At 60.3% G+C, this 16,793-nt stretch carries 15 protein-coding genes; 6 read left to right on the top strand and 9 right to left on the bottom strand.

What is annotated here, in order from left to right; all coding sequences use genetic code 11:
- Nucleotides 1-9 precede the first annotated feature (9 nt).
- Nucleotides 10-966, top strand: a complete 957-nt coding sequence (epmA, locus tag M0G74_RS05040) for an EF-P lysine aminoacylase EpmA (RefSeq protein ID WP_248215228.1) — start codon at nt 10-12, stop codon at nt 964-966.
- Nucleotides 967-979: 13 nt separating this feature from the next.
- Here the strand turns inward: epmA and M0G74_RS05035 are convergent, their stop codons facing one another.
- The 4 genes from M0G74_RS05035 to M0G74_RS05020 form a co-directional block, all read right to left on the bottom strand.
- On the bottom strand, nt 980-1,873 hold the full coding sequence (locus M0G74_RS05035; protein ID WP_248215226.1) for a GNAT family N-acetyltransferase: 894 nt from the start codon (nt 1,871-1,873) through the stop codon (nt 980-982).
- A gap of 63 nt (nt 1,874-1,936) precedes the next feature.
- On the bottom strand, nt 1,937-2,734 hold the full coding sequence (gene cysE, locus M0G74_RS05030; protein ID WP_248215316.1) for a serine O-acetyltransferase: 798 nt from the start codon (nt 2,732-2,734) through the stop codon (nt 1,937-1,939).
- A gap of 64 nt (nt 2,735-2,798) precedes the next feature.
- Nucleotides 2,799-3,815 (bottom strand): serine/threonine protein kinase, encoded by a 1,017-nt coding sequence (locus M0G74_RS05025; RefSeq protein ID WP_248215224.1) that lies wholly within the window; start codon nt 3,813-3,815, stop codon nt 2,799-2,801.
- A 258-nt stretch (nt 3,816-4,073) separates the two neighbouring features.
- The gene (locus tag M0G74_RS05020; RefSeq protein WP_201276903.1) at nt 4,074-4,412 is read right to left on the bottom strand and encodes a DUF4242 domain-containing protein; all 339 of its coding nucleotides are present in this window, start codon (nt 4,410-4,412) and stop codon (nt 4,074-4,076) included.
- Nucleotides 4,413-4,666: 254 nt separating this feature from the next.
- On the opposite strand from M0G74_RS05020, the gene M0G74_RS05015 reads away from it, so the two are divergent.
- Complete coding sequence (locus M0G74_RS05015; protein WP_248215223.1) at nt 4,667-6,538, top strand: tetratricopeptide repeat protein; 1,872 nt, start codon at nt 4,667-4,669, stop codon at nt 6,536-6,538.
- A 69-nt stretch (nt 6,539-6,607) separates the two neighbouring features.
- On the opposite strand, the gene M0G74_RS05010 is transcribed toward M0G74_RS05015, so the two are convergent.
- Both M0G74_RS05010 and M0G74_RS05005 read right to left on the bottom strand, forming a co-directional pair.
- Nucleotides 6,608-7,753: a beta-ketoacyl-ACP synthase III gene (locus tag M0G74_RS05010; protein ID WP_248215221.1), complete on the bottom strand. Its 1,146-nt coding sequence runs from the start codon at nt 7,751-7,753 to the stop codon at nt 6,608-6,610.
- 190 nt (nt 7,754-7,943) lie between these two features.
- Nucleotides 7,944-8,666 carry a ComF family protein gene (locus M0G74_RS05005; protein WP_248215219.1) on the bottom strand — a complete coding sequence of 241 codons (723 nt, stop codon included), beginning with the start codon at nt 8,664-8,666 and terminating at the stop codon, nt 7,944-7,946.
- Between the two features lie 234 nt (nt 8,667-8,900).
- Here M0G74_RS05005 and bioB point away from each other — a divergent pair, with 234 nt between their 5' ends.
- From bioB to bioC, 3 genes are read left to right on the top strand one after another with little or no spacing between them, the layout of a single operon-like run.
- Nucleotides 8,901-9,968 carry a biotin synthase BioB gene (bioB, locus tag M0G74_RS05000; protein WP_160154800.1) on the top strand — a complete coding sequence of 356 codons (1,068 nt, stop codon included), beginning with the start codon at nt 8,901-8,903 and terminating at the stop codon, nt 9,966-9,968.
- A 14-nt stretch (nt 9,969-9,982) separates the two neighbouring features.
- Nucleotides 9,983-11,176: an 8-amino-7-oxononanoate synthase gene (gene bioF, locus M0G74_RS04995; protein ID WP_248215217.1), complete on the top strand. Its 1,194-nt coding sequence runs from the start codon at nt 9,983-9,985 to the stop codon at nt 11,174-11,176.
- A complete protein-coding gene (gene bioC, locus M0G74_RS04990; RefSeq protein WP_248215215.1) occupies nt 11,173-12,729 on the top strand; it encodes a malonyl-ACP O-methyltransferase BioC in 1,557 nt (518 codons plus the stop codon). Before bioF ends, bioC begins: the two co-directional genes overlap by 4 nt.
- Nucleotides 12,730-12,749: 20 nt before the next feature.
- Here bioC and M0G74_RS04985 read toward each other — a convergent pair whose 3' ends face one another.
- Nucleotides 12,750-13,571, bottom strand: a complete 822-nt coding sequence (locus M0G74_RS04985) for a cyclase family protein (RefSeq protein WP_248215212.1) — start codon at nt 13,569-13,571, stop codon at nt 12,750-12,752.
- A 68-nt stretch (nt 13,572-13,639) separates the two neighbouring features.
- Between M0G74_RS04985 and M0G74_RS04980 the strand changes: the two genes are divergently transcribed.
- Nucleotides 13,640-14,758: a crosslink repair DNA glycosylase YcaQ family protein gene (locus M0G74_RS04980; RefSeq protein WP_248215209.1), complete on the top strand. Its 1,119-nt coding sequence runs from the start codon at nt 13,640-13,642 to the stop codon at nt 14,756-14,758.
- 25 nt (nt 14,759-14,783) lie between these two features.
- Here M0G74_RS04980 and M0G74_RS04975 read toward each other — a convergent pair whose 3' ends face one another.
- Nucleotides 14,784-15,449, bottom strand: a complete 666-nt coding sequence (locus M0G74_RS04975; protein WP_248215207.1) for a DUF6515 family protein — start codon at nt 15,447-15,449, stop codon at nt 14,784-14,786.
- Between the two features lie 205 nt (nt 15,450-15,654).
- Nucleotides 15,655-16,527, bottom strand: coding sequence for an agmatinase (gene speB, locus M0G74_RS04970; protein WP_248215204.1), 873 nt, complete (start codon nt 16,525-16,527; stop codon nt 15,655-15,657).
- Between the last annotated feature and the right edge of the window lie 266 nt (nt 16,528-16,793).

Genomic DNA, 16,793 nt, shown 5'->3' with positions numbered 1-16,793 from the left:
GGAATTTCTATGCCCGACTCCTCTTCATGGCGCCCTACTGCGCCCTTGGAAAACCTCCGCCGCCGCGCAACCCTACTCGCGGATATCCGCCGCTTTTTCAGCGAGCGCCAGGTACTGGAAATGGAAGTGCCGGTGTTGTCCCGCCGGGCTACCAGTGACCCCCATATCGATTCGATCACCGCCGATTGCAGCGGTGCGCCCGCCTATCTGGCAACGAGTCCGGAGTTCGGGCTGAAGCGGCTGGTTGCGGCGGGCATCGGGGATTGTTATTACCTGGGCAAGGCATTTCGCAATGGTGAGGCCGGGGGGCGGCACAATCCGGAGTTCACCATGCTGGAGTGGTACCGGGTGGGCTGGGACGATCACCGGTTGATGATTGAGGTGGGGGAGTTTCTTTCCTGGTTGCTGAAGATTTCCCGGGTGCGGTCTTACAGCTATCGCGCGCTGTTTTTGCAGCAGCTGGGGGTGGATCCACATCGGGCGCCTTTTGAGGAGTTGAAAGCGGTGGTGGCGCGGGTGTTGGAGTTGTCGTTTGAGCCGGCAGGAAGGGATGAGTGCCTGGACCTGCTGATGAGCCACCATATCGAGCCGAATATGGGCGAGGGGATTACCCTGGTGTACGACTTCCCGGCGACCCAGGCAGCGCTGGCGCGGGTGGAGGACGACGAATTGGGGGTGCCGGTGGCGCGGCGGTTTGAGGCTTATGTGGGTGGTATGGAGTTGGCGAACGGTTACTGGGAGCTGACGGATGCGCCGGAGCAGCAGCGCCGGTTTGAGGCCGACCACCGCTTCCGTGAGGACAGCGGCAAGCCGGTGTTGCCCTATGAGGAGCGTCTGGTGCAGGCGCTGGCGTCGGGGATGCCGAACTGCGCGGGGGTGGCGCTGGGGGTGGACCGCTTGCTGATGCTGGCCTGCGGCGCCGGGCGCATTGATGAGGTGATTGCCTTCCCGATCGAGCGCGCCTGAATCGGTCTACGCTTCAGGCGCTCCGGCGGCCGTCGTCCAGGTCGCCGTTTTCCGCTTCGTCACTCATGCCTTTTGACGCCTGCTCACCACCATTCGGCAGGTGGGCGCTACCGCGCTCGGGGGTGAAGTCGTAGTGGGCGAGCTCGCCCACGGCGTAGAAGCCGGCGTTCAGCCACAGGTCCTGCTGATCTTCCCCCACCAGTGCCACCACGTGTTTGTGGTGGCTGTGCAGCACCTCGCCCAGCAGGTGCTGGAACAGGGCGTTGCCGATACCGCGGCCGCGGTATTCCGGCAGGGTTGCCAGGTCGTAGAAGCCGAGGGCATCGGCGGAGGAAAAGAGGCAACCGGTGGCCGCCGGCTTGCCCTGATACTCACCGATAAACAGTTTCAAACGGCTATGTTTGTGTTCCGGCAGCTCCGACAGCTGGCGGTAGAATTTCTTGATCTGGGCGTGTTCCCGCGGGTTGCCCTGCAGTTCGGCGATCAGGTCGCCAAAGGCGATGATGCCGTCGGCCGTGGTGACGCACTGGATCTCCAGCCCATCCACTTCAGCTTCTTCCGCAGCCAGCTGCTTCACTTCCGCGGCCATGGCGATCTTTGGCGCCTGGCGCACCAGGTGCAGTTCCGCGAGGGCGGTATCGTCCAGGGGTTTGCTGGCGCAGTGCCAGAGGGAGAAGGGGCTGTGGCGCTCGGCAAAGTAGTCGACCACAAAGCGTTGCAGGATGCGCGGCTGCATCACCGCGTTGCTCACCACCTGGTTGAAGCGGGTGGAGAGCAGGCCGCTGTCGGTACGCAGCAGGCCGGTGATTTCCTTGCTCTGCTTGGGATTAACAAGATCTGCGCAGTATCCGGCTTTGTTTTCCAGATTGCGGCAGACGAGATTTTTGGCGCTGAGACTGTATTTCATGGTTACAGAATAGTCCTGCGGTTTCTGTGCGGTATCTATTTGTTGCAACCTGTGACAGCAGAATCAGCGCAATTGATCCACCTGAGATAAGGCACACTGGTTCATCGACAGCGCAGGCTGGTCACAACTGGCGGTGCCGATGACTTTGGCGGGCACGCCGGCCACCAGGGATTTCTCCGGCACCGCTTTCAGCACCACGCTGCCGGAGGCGATCTGCGAGCAGCGGCCGATTTCAATATTGCCGAGAATTTTGCTGCCGGCGCCAATGAGTACGCCGCAGCGCACTTTCGGGTGGCGGTCGCCGGATTCCTTGCCTGTGCCGCCGAGGGTGACCGATTGCATGATGGAGACATTGTCTTCCACCACCGCGGTCTCGCCGATCACAATCCCGGTGGCGTGATCCAGCAGAATGCCCTGCCCCAGTTGCGCGGCCGGGTGAATGTCGACCCCGAATACCACCGAGATACGGTGTTGCACGAACAGCGACAGCGAGCGGCGATTCTGTTGCCACAGCCAGTGGGCCACGCGCCAGGCCTGCAGGGCGTGGAACCCCTTGAAGAACAGGAAGGGCTCGTACAGGGAGTGGCAGGCGCTGTCGCGTTGCTCGACGGCGCTGAGGTCCGCACGCGCGGCTTCGCCAATGGCGGGGTCGCTTTCCAGCGCCTCATCGATCACTTCTCGGATCAGCAGTGCCGGCGCTACCGCACTGTCGAGCTTGTTGGCGAGGTGGAAGCTGAGCGCGGCCTCGAGCGTGTTGTGGTTGAGAATGGTGGCGTGCAGAAAGCTCGCCAGGATCGGCTCGCGCTCCACCTGCACCGCCACGTCCTTGCGGATACCACTCCAGAGTTGGTCCTGTGCCATTTCTTCGGTCTTCACAGTTTCCATCGGGTACTACTCCTTGTTAATCGACACCCAGGGCCGCACCTTAAATCGCGCCCAGGGTGAGCGGCGGTTCCTGCAGGGCCGAGAGTTGCTCGCGCAGGGCCAGAATATGTTCCGCCCAGTAGCGGGGGGAGTTAAACCAGGGGAAGGCCATGGGGAAGGCCGGGTCTTCCCAGCGCCGCGCCAGCCAGGCGGCGTGGTGCATCTGGCGCAGGCAGCGCAGCGGTTCCACCAGCTGCAACTGTTGTGGGTCGAAAGCGTAGAAGGTTTCGTAGCCCTCCACCACGGTATCGAGATAGGCCGTCTGCTCCGCGCGATTGCCGGAGATCAGCATCCAGATATCCTGGATCGCCGGCCCCTGGATACAGTCGTCCAGATCCACAAACCAGGGTGTTTCATCCCGCCATAAAAAGTTGCCGCTGTGGCAGTCGCCGTGCAGTCGCAGGGTCGGCCAGTCGCGCTCAAAAAACGGGGTTATCCGCTCAATGATATGGGCGGTCACGGTGGCGTAGGCCTCGACATTCTCCCGCGGCAGAAAATCGCCGGCGAGAATAAAGTCGCGGCTGTCGATGGCAAAACGCTGCAGCGACAGGCTGGTCCGGTGGTTGAATGGCCGCGCTGCACCGATGGCGTGAATGCGCCCGAGCATGGTGCCCACCTGCTCCAGGTGGTCAAAGTTGTCCAGCTCGATCTGGTGGCCGCCGCGGCGGGGAAACAGCGCAAAGCGGAAACCGTGGGCTTCCATCAGGGTGCGCCCGTCGAACGCCAGCGGTGCCACTACCGGAATTTCTGCCTCTGCCAGCTCCAGTGCAAACTGGTGCTCCTCGATGATCTGCTCGTCGCTCCAGCGCCCGGGTCGGTAGAACTTGGCGATCAGCGGCTGCGCCTCGTCGATACCCACCTGGTAAACGCGGTTTTCGTAGCTGTTGAGGGGGAAGATGCGCGCGTCAGACAGCAGGCCCACGCTTTCCACACAGTCGATCACCCGGTCCGGGGTGAGCGCGTCGTAGGGGTGAGCGGAGGGTTGCAGGTGTGAATGGTCGTTCACGGAATCGGTCATGGCGGCGCTCCGTTGAGCCTCGCGAAGCTCATGCAAAATGGGGCGCTATGCTAACCCGGCAGCGCCTCTCCACCCAACCTGGAATTTACCGCCAGCCTCGCTGGGGACTAAATGCTGATGACCCAGTTCCGCGGAACCAGCGCTTGTGGCCAGCGCGTGTGGCCAGCGCCTGTGAAAAGGTAGGCTGCGACCACAAAACCATGGGTTAAGGAGACCGGCGTTGCGCCAATCTCCCTCGGGGTTTTTCAGCCGCTCCAATCAATCCTCGGCGGAGGCTGGCCCGATAATTCCGCTTACCTGGACGATTTTATCGGCGGGAAATCCGCCCAGTTTGGCGTGCTTGGCAATGATTTCTTTGTTGGGCGCTTGATACACGCAATAGAACTTATCCTCGGCCACATAGCTTTGCTGCCACACGATCTCCGGCCCCAGGGATTCGAGTACGGCGCGGGATTTCTGCGAAATGGACTTGAGCTCAGCCGGCGTCAGGTTCTGCGCGCCGGGAATGGTGCGCTCAATAATGTACTGGTGGCTGTCGCCAGCAAATACCGCAGTGCTGGCGATCATGAGGGCGAATGCAATCAATGAATTACGCATGTTTCGGTTCTCCTAATTAGTTACCCGGATGGGCAATCAAGGTCCGGTACGGACCCCATTGGCAAAATGCTCTGTGAAAGCCTCGACGTCTGCTTGAGACTCGCCCCTATACAACCAACCCCGCTCAATAGTCACAATGAATTGCCGGCTGATCTTTACCTGAACTGGCATTTCCCTTTAAATCAAATAGTTAGCGGTACACATGAACTGCGTGCATGGCGCAGAAAGTCAGCAGGCCAGACTCGGGGTGGCGAATGGCGACACTGTGTTTCGGAGAGTTTGAGCTCGATACCGAGCGCCAGCGGCTGCTTCGCCGCGGCAGAGTGGTGGCTGTTCAGGAGCAGCCCCTGCGCCTGTTGTTGTTGCTCCTCGCCCGGCCGGGGGAGCTGGTGACCCGGGAGCAGGTATGTCGCGACTTTTGGCCCGATGATGTCAGTGGCATTCTCGATGACAACCTGAACACTCTGGTGCGCAAATTGCGCCAGGCCCTTGGTGATTCCGCACGCAGTTCCCGCTTTATCGAAACGATACCCAGGCAGGGGTACCGGTTTGTCGCGCCGGTGACGACCGGGGAGGATGCGTCAGAATCCACTGGAACCGTTACCCCGGATAAGCCCGCCCCGGTAAATACGCCGCTTTCCCCAAACCATCGCCGGTCGTTAGCCGTCATCGCGGGCAGCCTACTGATGGCATTCGCATTTTTTATCTACCAGCTGGTGCCCTTCCCCGAGAGCGGAAAGAATGCGCCGAGGCATTTTGAATCGGTTGCCGTTTTGCCATTTGTGAATGCCAGTGAAGATTATCAGCGGGACTATTTCAGTGATGGCTTGGCGGATGACATTCTGAACCGCCTGTCCGGCTTTCCCGGTCTACATGTTGTATCCAGAACCTCGTCGTTTTCCTTGCAGCAGTCCGGGCTCGATGCGCGTGGTATCGGCAAGCTTCTGGCAACCGATGCCTTGGTAGAAGGCAGTGTGCGCAGGGATGGCGAGCAGTTGCGTATCAATGTCCGGTTGGTTGATACCAGTAACGGTTACCAGTTGTGGTCGCGAAGCTATCAGCGGGAACTGACCGATATTTTTTCGGTGCAGGAAGATATTGCGCTGCAAGTCGCCAGCGCCCTCGCGGGCAAATTGCAAAGCGGGCGGGATTTGGGACCGCGGGCCGCGGGGATTTCATCGGCGGCCTACGACAACTATCTCAAAGGGCGTTTTTACTGGCACCGGCGCTCTGAGAGAGACCTCAAGGCGGCCGTTGAATACTTTGAACAAGCGATCGCTCTTGCACCGGAATACGCTCCTGCTTGGGCGGGGTTGGCCGACGCCCTGGCGGTGCTCGGGTTTTACGATTACCTGCCGCCCGCAGAAGCCTTTACGCGTGCCCGCGGTGCTGCCCGGCGTACGCTGCAGCTTGACCCTGCCAATGCCTCTGCTGAGGCTAATCTGGGGTATGTGGCGCTTTATCACGACTGGGACCTGGCGGAAGCCGAAGCCCGCTTTCTACAGGCTATCGCGTTTAAACCCGATTCCTCAAAGGCACACCAGTGGTATGCGAATCTGCTGGTGGCGGCTGGCCGGTTCGATGAAGCGGAGCGGGAAATGCGCAAGGCCACCGAGCTGGATCCGCTGTCGCTCATCGCCAATGCGGCGCTGGGATGGGTGCTCTACCACGCCGGGGCTCACCAGGCCGCGCTAGAACAATTGGCGCTGGTGGAGGAGTTAAACCCGGAATTCGAACTGGTTTATTTGTGGCGAGGGTGGACGCAGGAAGCCATGGGTGATTATCCCGGGGCCATCGCGTCTCTGCGGGAGAATGTCGCGCGTTCGGGTGGCAGTGCCATTGGTGTGGCCTCGTTGGCCCGGGTGCTTGCACTCAGTGGCAACCGGGAGGAAGCGGTGACCTTGCTGAAAGGCCTGAATACGCCGGATGCTTATCTGCCGTCCTACGAAATGGCCAAGGCCTATCTCGCGCTGGCGGGTCCCGAGGCCGCTGGAACCTGGTTGCAGCGGGCCTATGACCAGCGTTCGCACTCGATGGTATTCCTGAATGTCGATCCGCAGTTGGCCGCTATTCGCGAAACGTCCGATTACCAGAAACTGGTGGCGCAGGTACTGCCCCACCGCTAAGAACTTTTAGCGCGACGAGTGCGGCGGCAACACTGCCGTGTGACAGCCGCACTTTGAATGTCGCTTGTGTCAGACCGCGATTTTTTCCAGCGCCAGGCTGCCAATGGAATAGCCCGCACCAAAGGAGCAGATCACACCCTTGCTGCCCACGGGCAGGTCGTCGCTGTGCAGGTTGAACGCGATTACCGAGCCGGCACAGGCGGTGTTGGCAAAGCGGTCCAGTACGATCGGTGCGCGCTCAATGGTGGCGTCGTCGCCCATCAGCTTTTTCGCGATCAGGTTGTTCATATTGATGTTGGCCTGATGCAGCCACCAGCGATCAATGTTGGCCGGCGCCATGCCCAGTTCCTGCACCTGGCTTTCCAGGTGTTCCGCGGCCATGGGGCAAACTTCTTTGAATACCTTGCGGCCATTCTGGCGGAACAGCTTGCCCTCTCCAAAGGGATCCACATCCGCGGCGCGCGCGGTATAGGTGAAGTTGGAGCGGATATTGTTGGAGAAAACCGTCTTGGCTTTGGTGCCGAGAATTTCCCAAGCGGTGTCCGAGTTGCAGTTTTCCTTGCGTTCCACCACCGAGGCAACCGCCACGTCACCAAAAATAAAGTGGCTGTCGCGGTCGGTGTAATCCACCTGCGGCGAAGCCAGTTCCGGATTGATCACCAGCACTGCCTTGGCGGAGCCGGAGCTGATGGCATCCACCGCGCGCTGCAGCGCGAAGGTGGCGGAAGAGCAGGCCACTTCCATATCAAACGCAAAACCGTCGACGCCCAGTTCGCTCTGGATTTCGATGGCAATGGCGGGGTAGGCGCGCTGCAGGTAGGAGGCGCCAACGATAACCGCGTCAATGTCTTCCGGCTTCTTGTTGGCCTTTTCCAGCGCCAGCTTTGCAGCCTTGAGACCCATCTCGGCCTGCAGGCTCAGCTCGTCATCGGCGCGCTCCGGAATATAGGGGCGCATGCGCTCGGGGTCGAGGATGCCTTCCTTGCTGATCACATAGCGGCTTTTGATGCCGGACGCCTTTTCGATGAACTCCGCCGAGGAGTGCGGCTTGGCCTGCAGCTCACCGGCCTCGATGGCATCGGCATTCTCACGGTTGAACTTGTCCGCAAAGGTGTTGAGCGCGGTCACCAGCTCTTCATTGCTGATGGTATCCGGAGGCGTCCACAGACCGGTGCCACTGATCACAATGCCGCGGGGCATCTTGTACTCACTCATCAAACTTCATCCTGTGCGTCGCGCCTGTTTCCACAGGCGACCTTCTTGTAGAGACCTTGTATAAACGATAGCAGCCGGTGTTTTTTTGCACAGCGGTTGCAAAGGGCGACTATTGTGCCGATACGGGTCACTTGGGTCTAGGAAACGGTACAGGAGTACCGGGCGGTCGCTGGGGCAAATTGGTTGAAAGTCAGGGGGTTCTGGCCAGGGCATAGCTGCTCACCCGTGTGGCGCCAGCATCCAGCAGGCTCTGTGCTGCCGCTTCCTGGGTGGCCCCGGTGGTAATCACATCGTCGACCAATCCGATGTGCAGGCCCCGGACCCGCGGGTGTGCGACAAAGCTGTGGGTCAGGTTCTTGCGCCGTTGGGTGCGCCTGAGTTTCTGCTGGCTGTCCGTGGCGGTGATTTTGCGCAGTGCGCGGTTATCCAGCGGGATGTGCCAGTGCTTACCGAGAATGTCCGCGATCAGCTGGGCCTGGTTGTAACCCCGTTCGAACAGTTGCTTGCGCCAGTGCATGGGAACCGGCACCAGCAGGTCCGGGCGCTGTTCGTCTTTTATCTGGGGGGCGAGCTGGAACGCTGCCAGTTCCGCCAGGGTGCGGCCGGCGGTGAAATCGCGCTGGTATTTGAAGCGCTGTATCAGTTGTGCCACCGGATAGGCGTAGTACCAGCAGGCGTGGCTGCAGGCCTGGGGTGGCGGCTGTTGCAGGCAGCCGCCACATTGCCGGTCGGTTGCCTCTGCAAGTGGTAGTGCGCAGCGCTGGCAGGCGTGGCCCAGAGCGGGCAGGTCCTGGTGGCAAGGTGAGCAGGTGCCGAATCGGACCTCCTCGGCAGAGCCGCAGAGCAGGCAGCGTGCCAGGTGCCGGTCGATCGAGCGATCAACGATCTGGCTCAGTATTCTCCGTATCGACATCGCAATCCTCCCTGATTGCCTATCGGTAAAACGGGACCTGTAAACCAAAGCTGGTTCTCTTGGTTGACAGCGAAGGGGTCACCGCTACACTGGCAGGCCTTTACGGAATCTAATGGAAACCCGCGCTAGAAGCGCCACGACGTAGTGATTCGCCGCCATGACTCAGCAGTCCCGCTTGAGTCCCGCCGGTCCCGTCGCCCGAGGAGAATAATTCCTGTGACTGCCAACCCGCAAATGTCTTCCGCTTCCTCCATTTACGGCCAGGTCCGCCACGACTGGACCCGCCAGCAGGTACTGGATCTGTTCGCGCTGCCGTTCAACGATCTGCTGTTCACCGCACAGACGGTGCACCGCCAGCACTTTGATGCCAACCGGGTTCAGGTGAGTACCCTTTGTTCCATCAAAACCGGCGCCTGCCCGGAAGACTGTTCCTACTGCCCGCAGAGCGCCCGCTACGATACCGGTCTCGAGCGCGAAAAGCTGATGAAGGTGGAAGCGGTGGTGGAAGAGGCCCGCGCGGCCAAGGCCAGCGGTGCTACCCGTTTCTGCATGGGCGCCGCCTGGCGCTCGCCGAAGAAAAAAGACATGCCCTATGTCACCCAGATGGTGAAAGAGGTGAAGGCGCTGGGGCTGGAGACCTGTATGACGCTCGGCATGCTTACCGATGAGCAGGCCAAGGGCCTGGCGGATGCGGGCCTGGACTACTACAACCACAACTTGGATACCTCGCCGGAATACTACGGCGATATCATCACTACCCGTACCTATGAAGACCGCCTGAATACTCTGGCGAATGTGCGTGCGGCGGGCATGAAGGTCTGTGCCGGCGGCATTATCGGTCTCGGGGAAGAGGAAAAAGATCGCGCGGGTCTGTTGATGCAGTTGGCGAATCTCTCCGAACATCCGGAGTCCGTGCCCATCAACATGCTGGTGAAAGTGGCCGGCACGCCGCTGGAAAACAACAAAGATCTCGATCCGTTTGAGTTTATCCGCTGTATCGCCGTGGCTCGCATCATGATGCCAAAGTCCCACGTGCGCCTGTCCGCTGGCCGCGAGTCCATGAACGATGAGATGCAGTCGCTGGCCTTCCTTGCCGGTGCCAATTCCATTTTCTACGGTGAAAAACTGCTGACCACTGGCAACCCGGAAGCCAACAAGGATATGCAGCTGTTTAACCGCCTCGGTATCAAGCCGGAGGAGTACCAGCAGTACGAAGATGAGACTGCGGTGGAAGCAGAGCTGCAGGCACAGATCGCCGAGCAGCAGAACGATCAATTCTTCTACGACGCCGCCAAGGCGTAAGCGCAGCCGCAGTTTTGTCCAGTCTGCAGGATTTTCTCAACACGCGCCTGGCCGAGCGCCGGGCGCAGCAGTTGTACCGTGAGCACAAAATCCTCGATGCCGCGCCGGGGCCTGTAGCGGTTGTCGACGGCGCTGAGCTGATTACCTTCAGCAGCAACGACTACCTCGGTCTCGCCACCCATCCTGAAGTGATTGCTGCACAACAGCGCGGTGCATTGCTGGGAGCGGGAGCCACTGCCTCCCACCTGGTCAATGGTCACTTCGCAATTCACCAGCAATTACAGAACAAAATCGCCGAGATGACCGGGCGCGAGGCAGCATTGCTGTTTGGCAGCGGCTATATGGCCAATGTCGGGATCATCAATGCACTTGTCGGCCGCGGCGATTTCGTGGTGCAGGACAAACTCAATCACGCTTCCCTGATCGACGGTGGTCGTATCAGTGGCGCCCAGTATCTGCGTTTCGCCCACAATGACCTTGCTGCGCTGGACGTTCAGCTACAGCGTGCACGCAACAAAAGCGATGGCAGGATATTGCTGGCGGTGGATGGCGTTTACAGCATGGACGGCGACACCGCGCCGCTCGCCGAAATGGCGGCGCTGTGCCGAAAATACGATGCCTGGCTGTTGGTGGACGAGGCCCATGGCTTCGGTGTTATGGGCAGCGAACAATGCCCCAGTGCCGGCAGCGCTGCTGCCGCGGGACTCGATCAGGATACTGCGCCCATCGTGATGGGTACTCTGGGCAAGGCTGCAGGTAACGCCGGTGCCTTTGTTGCCGGCTCGCAGACGTTGATCGATTACCTCACCCAGTTTGCACGCACCTATATCTACACCACCGGCATGCCGCCCGCGGTAGCTGCCGGGTGCCTGCGCGCGCTGAAGCTGATGCACAAGGCACCCCTGCAGCAGACACTGGCGCAGCGTATCGACTACTTCCGCCGCCGCGCCGCCGAGCGCAATCTTCCACTGGAGAACTCCGGCAGCGCGATTCAGCCACTGGTGCTCGGCTGTGAACAGCGAGTGCTGGATGTAGCCACGCGATTGCGCAATGCGGGTTATCTGGTGGGCGCGATTCGCCCGCCGACCGTGCCCGCCGGCACGGCCCGTTTGCGTATTACGCTGTCTGCGGCACACAGCGAAGCGCAGATTGATGGTCTGTTAAGCGCGCTGTCTGTTGCGCTTGCGCCTGTGGAGGTGCCGGCATGAACATCGCGCTGATTCATGGTTGGGGCGGGGATGCCTGTTGCTGGCAGCCGCTGCTGGATGAGTTGAAAGGTCTTACCGGAAAAGTCACCAATATTGAATTGCCGGGCTTCGGTGCGCGCATCGAGGAATCCTGGCCGGATACCGAAACGCTTGTTGCACAGCTGGATTCACAGTTGCCCGATGACTGCCTGCTGCTGGGCTGGTCTCTGGGTGGCATGTTGGCCGTGCGGCTCGCTGCGACCAGCCAAAAAGTCCGCGCGCTGATCACCATTGCCGCCAACGGCAGCTTTGTTGCCCGAAACGATTGGCCGGGCATGGACGAAACGACCTTCGCGGATTTTTGCCGCGCGCAACGCGCCATGCCGGAAAAAAACTGGCAGCGTTTTTGTGGACTGGAGGCCCGCGGTGATTCCGCAATGCGCGGGTTGTTGAAAATTCTCAAGGGTTGGCAGCCGCTGTCCATCCCCGACAGCTGGAGCCATGCGCTGGACTGTCTGGGCGAGCTGGATAACCGCGACTTATTGAAAACCCTTGAGGTTCCCGCCCTGCATATTTTCGGTGAAGGCGATGCGCTGGTACCGCTTGCGGCGGCACACAAAATCGAAGTCCCGGAAACCAAAATCCCAAGCGCGCAGGTCAAAGTGATGGCCGGGGCGGGTCACTGCCCGCATCTGAGCCAGCCCGCAACCTTAGCCGCGCTGATCGAAAGTTTTGTCGCGCAGGAATTGCATTCTGCGCCGCTGGAAAAATCCTCCGTGGCCCGCGCCTTTGGCCGCGCTGCCCAGAGTTATGATGCCGCTGCCTACCTGCAGCGGGCGGTGTGCCGCGAATTAATCAGCCGCGCCGGCGACGGCTGGGCGCCAAAACGTATTCTCGATCTGGGTAGCGGTACCGGTTACGGCAGTGAGCTGTTGCGCAAGCGCTTCCCGGATGCACACATTATCGCGCTGGATCTGGCCCCGGAGATGCTGGGTTATGCCCGCGAACATCGCCCGGTCAGTAACGGCTATGTGGCTGCGGACGCAGAGCAGTTGCCGTTGGCGGACAACTGTATCGATCTGGTATTTTCCAGTTTTGCCCTGCAGTGGTGTTATCGCTTGCCGCCGTTGTTTGCGGAAATTCGTCGGGTAATGTCACCCGAGGGGAATGCACTGATTTCCACTCTGCTGCCGGGAACCCTGCAGGAACTCGAAACCAGCTGGGCGGCGGTAGACAGGAATGTGCATGTGAATCGCTTCCTGCCCGTAGAAGACTGGCACAGCGCCTGCGTGAACAATCAGCTGAAATGCGTGGTGACCAGGGAGCAGCGTGCGTTGCATTTCGACAACGTCAAAACCCTGATGCGTGAGCTGAAAAGTATTGGCGCTCACAATGTAAATCACGGGGCCGGCAAGGGACTGCTGAGCCGGGAAAAACTGCGCAGGCTGACCGAAGCCTACGAGCACCAGCGCACTGCGGCAGGCCTGCCGGCAACCTATCAGGTGCTGTATCTGCAGTTGGTCCGGCAACAGTCCGCGGCGGCGGTATTACCCTCCGCAGCGGCACGCTCCTGAAAATTCAACGCGCCGGACATTCAACGTGCCGGCAGAAAGGCAACCACCCGGGTCGGTCCGCCACTGCCGCCACGAATTTTCATCGGCAGTGCAATCAGGGTGAAGCCCTTGTCCGGCAATGCCTTCAGGTTGGCGACATTTTCCAGTGCGGGAATATTCCGTTTGAATAATTCCCGATGGGTTTTGAACAAGCGCGAGGCGCCGTAGTCGATACTCGGGGTGTCCAGACCCACCGCTTTTACGCCGCGCTTCTCTGCCAGAAAGATCGCGGCTTCCGGCGATAGTCCCGGGAAGTTCAGCTTATCCACTGCCGCTTCGCCGCGTTCTGCCGTACCCATATATTTTTCTGCATCCGGCCAGTACTGGGCACTACCGGTATCGAACAAAACGATACTGTCCTTTTCGATAGGTCCGTGTTGCTTTTCCCAGCGCTCGATGTCGGCGATGGAAATCAGATAGTTCCTATCCGGCTTGTCCGACTTATCCCGCTTGCCGATCTGATCCTCTACGCGGATCACGATGCCGTTGCCGATCAGTTGCTCCAGGGGAATTTTGTCCACGCTGATATGATCGCGCGCAAAATGGACCGGCGCATCCACATGGGTGCCGCCGTGTTCCGCGGCGGCCACATTGTAGGCGGAGTAGTAATAGCCCTTGTCGGTTTCCCCGGCGAATACCGTGCTCTTGGCAAATTTGTCCGCCGTGGGCCAGTAGAGTGTGTCTTTGGCGAAGTCGTGGGAAAGGTCGATCCATTTCCCTTCCGTCCAGGCTGCGGCCGTCAGATAGCCCGGCAGGCAGCTGAGGATACCCAGTAACGCCAGTGAACCTTGTCGGTGGTTCATACGATGCTCCTTGTTTATTCTCTGTAATATCCCAATTTCGGCTGAGCCAGATACGAGAGCGGTGATTCTTGAAAGCCTATACCAAAGTGCCACCACTGCCAGCGGATCGCGCCCGCGCACTGGTGTTGGCGCGCCAGTATGTATACAACCCCTGGCCCGACGATGTGGGCAGCTTGATTGGCCATCTCGGGGCGCTACAACTGGATTCCATACAGGTGATCACGCGCGCGCATCTGCACCAGCTGCACACCCGGCTGCCGAGGCTGCGCGAAGCCGGGATAATCCGGGCACTGGCCGATGCAGAGCGGCAACGGCATATTTTTGAGTACTGGTCCCACGCCGCTGCCTATCTGCCTGTGGATGACTATCGATTTGCGCGCCTGCGCATGGACAGTATTCGCGAGGGACAGAATCACTGGTTCGAGAAAAACGCCAAACTGTGCCGTTTTGTACTGGACCGGATTCGCGCCGAGGGGCCCCTCAGGGCCAGCGATTTCGTGCGCGCCAAGGGTGGCTGGTGGACCTGGAGTGAAGAGAAGAAGGCGCTGGAGCAACTGTTCCACGAGGGTGAATTGATGGTGAGCCATCGCGAGGGTTTCCAGAAGGTGTTCGACCTGCCTGAGAGACTGCTGCCCGCAACTGTGGAAACCGCAGCGGCGAGCCCGGCAGAATACGGACGCTACCTGGTGCGAACCTATTTGCGTGCCCAGGGAATAGGGCGTACCGGCGAGATTGGATACCTGCGCAAACACGACAAGCCGCTGGTGGCGGGAGCGGTCGAGGAGATGCTGGCAAGCGGTGAGCTGGCCAAGCGGGGTGAGGAACTGGTTCTGGTGGAAGACCTGGAGTGTGAACCGCCGCCGGTGCCGCGCAAGGTGCGCCTGCTGTCACCTTTCGACCCTCTGGTCTTGCAGAGAAAGCGGCTCAAGCGCCTGTTCGATTTCGACTATCAGCTGGAGTGCTACGTGCCGGCGGCCAGACGAAAGTTCGGTTACTTCTGCCTGCCGATTCTGTATCGGGACGGGTTTGCCGGCGTGGTGGACCTGAAGGCGGATCGCGAGGCGGGAATACTGTGGATCAAGGCGCTGCACTGGTGCGAGACACCGAAGAGTGGGCTATTGGCCGGATTCAACAAGGCCCTCGGCGATTTCGCCCGCTATCACGGGCTGGCCGCCGAGGGCCCCTAGGTTTATCTGCACGTTCGCACAGCGGTCACACCTGAACGACGACGTAGACCTCGCGGCCATCCCGTTGGGTGGGCATGAAGTAGTGGCCGCCATAGCGGTAGTACTGCACGCCGTTGATGACTTCCGCGGTGTAGCCAGTGGGCAATGTCTCAACCACCTGTCCCGGGTTGAACATGGCACCGCCGGGTGCCGGGCCAGTTGTGGTGGTGACGGTGGTGGTCGTGGTTGTCACGCCAGCCGGCGGTGGAACCACCACATAACGATTGATCGGCGGTTGCCACTGGTAATAGGCGCCACCGTACTGGTAGTAGGTAAAGCCGCCAATCTGTACCTGCACCGCGCTGCCGGGCAGGGTCAGCACCGACGCACCCAGTGGCGCTGCGACCACGACATAGCCACCGGGCCCCGGGCGATAGAAGCGGCCAGCGCCGTAGTAATAGGGGTTGCCACCTACCGCCAGGTTGACGAAGCCGCCGGGCAATACCGGTACCGTCACACCAATACCAAAGCCGATGCGCGGGCCGCGGTAGCGCGGTCCCCAGTAGCCGTGCCGGTGTCCATATCCGTGACCGTGACCGTGACCGTGGCCATGACCATGGTAGCCCCGTGCATCGGCAGGTGCGGCAAAGGCGAACGACAGAAGCGTCACCAGGCCTGCGCTGAACAATAGAATTTTTACCGCTTTTTTCATTAAATCCCCCGCGAAGCGAGCACTTACTATTGAACAAATAATAACCGCTATCGGGGCGCTGCGCTACGGGTGGCTGGCGGCTGATCGTTAAGAATTGTCAGCCCGCCGCGCCCGGAGCAGGTGACTCCCCGGCCATCAATACGCGATAGGGGAGCCAGCCTGCAATGGCCGTCCGGCAGGAGTATTGGGCAATCTCTCCCGGCGGTCAGGTGCGGTTGCGCTGGACTATCCCCATCAGCTTGTAGAGTAGCTGAGCCGCGCCGAACTCATAGGCGTGGAAACCTTCGATGGGGGCGAATTCCAGCAGGTCGAAGCCGATAATCTCGCGCTGTTTGGCCACGGACTCGAACAGGTTCAGGGTCTGGTACCAGCCGAGACCGCCGGGAACCGGGGTGCCGGTGGACGGGAAGACCGATGGATCCATGCCGTCGATATCCAGAGTGAAGAACACCTTGCTGGGGAAGTCTTGTGGCAGCTCGATGGATTGCACCTGGGTTGGCACCAGCTGGTGGGCGTCGAGATAGTGCACGCCGTACTGTTTACGCGCTTCCATCTCTTCTTCGCAGTAGGCGCGGATGCCCAGCTGATAGAGCGGGATCCCCGCCTCGCACACCAGGCGCATGACGCTGGCGTGGCTGTGCTTGTGGCCTTCGTAGCGGTCGCGCAGGTCGGCGTGGGCGTCGATCTGTACCACGCCGAAGTCGCTGATGCCGGCGTCCAGGTAGCCTTTGATGATGCCCCAGGTGACTGAGTGTTCGCCGCCAATTCCCACGGGCATTTTGCCGAGCTTCAGAATCTCGCTGGTGGCGCTGGCGATGTTTTCCATTACCTGCTCTGCGGAGCCGCTGACATCCACGGCATCGCGGGTGTAGATGCCCAGCTCGCAGGGGTAGGAGAAGTTGTCGTAGGTCTCCAACTGGTGGGACGCTTCGATGATGGATGAGGGCCCTTTGCCGGTGCCGCCGCCGTAGGAGACGGTTTCCTCATAGGGAATTGGCAGGACATGGAACAGGGCGTCTTCCGGTTTCGGCTGTTCGATTTCAGAGCCGAGGAAAATATTGGGGTCTTCTGTGTGCATTGTGCTTACTCTGCGGTTTGGCGCTCGTGGCCTTTTTTAACCTATGGTGGCGGCAGAGCACCGGGTGCGGGTTTTCAGGACCGCTGTGAACCCATCCCTGGGCGCTGCGGCGCAAACATCCTGTTTGCGACGCTCCTGAAAACCCGCACCCGGCACTCTGCCTTCGCATGAAATTTCGCGCTTCGTAGCCTGGTTAGCAAAAATGGCTTACGACGCACAGGAATCTGAATTAAAGGTGAAGCGGCGGGGGAAAGGTTTCAAAAGCG

The organism is Microbulbifer sp. CAU 1566, assembly GCF_023156515.1.
GTDB lineage: Bacteria > Pseudomonadota > Gammaproteobacteria > Pseudomonadales > Cellvibrionaceae > Microbulbifer.
Note: the sequence above shows the minus strand (reverse complement) of the source record. Positions and strands in the feature narration are given on the sequence as shown.

Excerpts from the sequence above, each read along its gene's own strand:
- epmA (WP_248215228.1), top strand. The coding sequence starts at position 10 with ATGCCCGACTCCTCTTCATGGCGCCCTACTGCGCCCTTGGAAAACCTC.
- M0G74_RS05035 (WP_248215226.1), bottom strand. The coding sequence starts at position 1,873 with ATGAAATACAGTCTCAGCGCCAAAAATCTCGTCTGCCGCAATCTGGAA.
- cysE (WP_248215316.1), bottom strand. The coding sequence starts at position 2,734 with ATGGCACAGGACCAACTCTGGAGTGGTATCCGCAAGGACGTGGCGGTG.
- M0G74_RS05025 (WP_248215224.1), bottom strand. The coding sequence starts at position 3,815 with ATGACCGATTCCGTGAACGACCATTCACACCTGCAACCCTCCGCTCAC.
- M0G74_RS05020 (WP_201276903.1), bottom strand. The coding sequence starts at position 4,412 with ATGCGTAATTCATTGATTGCATTCGCCCTCATGATCGCCAGCACTGCG.
- M0G74_RS05015 (WP_248215223.1), top strand. The coding sequence starts at position 4,667 with ATGGCGACACTGTGTTTCGGAGAGTTTGAGCTCGATACCGAGCGCCAG.
- M0G74_RS05010 (WP_248215221.1), bottom strand. The coding sequence starts at position 7,753 with ATGAGTGAGTACAAGATGCCCCGCGGCATTGTGATCAGTGGCACCGGT.
- M0G74_RS05005 (WP_248215219.1), bottom strand. The coding sequence starts at position 8,666 with ATGTCGATACGGAGAATACTGAGCCAGATCGTTGATCGCTCGATCGAC.
- bioB (WP_160154800.1), top strand. The coding sequence starts at position 8,901 with ATGTCTTCCGCTTCCTCCATTTACGGCCAGGTCCGCCACGACTGGACC.
- bioC (WP_248215215.1), top strand. The coding sequence starts at position 11,173 with ATGAACATCGCGCTGATTCATGGTTGGGGCGGGGATGCCTGTTGCTGG.
- M0G74_RS04985 (WP_248215212.1), bottom strand. The coding sequence starts at position 13,571 with ATGAACCACCGACAAGGTTCACTGGCGTTACTGGGTATCCTCAGCTGC.
- M0G74_RS04975 (WP_248215207.1), bottom strand. The coding sequence starts at position 15,449 with ATGAAAAAAGCGGTAAAAATTCTATTGTTCAGCGCAGGCCTGGTGACG.
- speB (WP_248215204.1), bottom strand. The coding sequence starts at position 16,527 with ATGCACACAGAAGACCCCAATATTTTCCTCGGCTCTGAAATCGAACAG.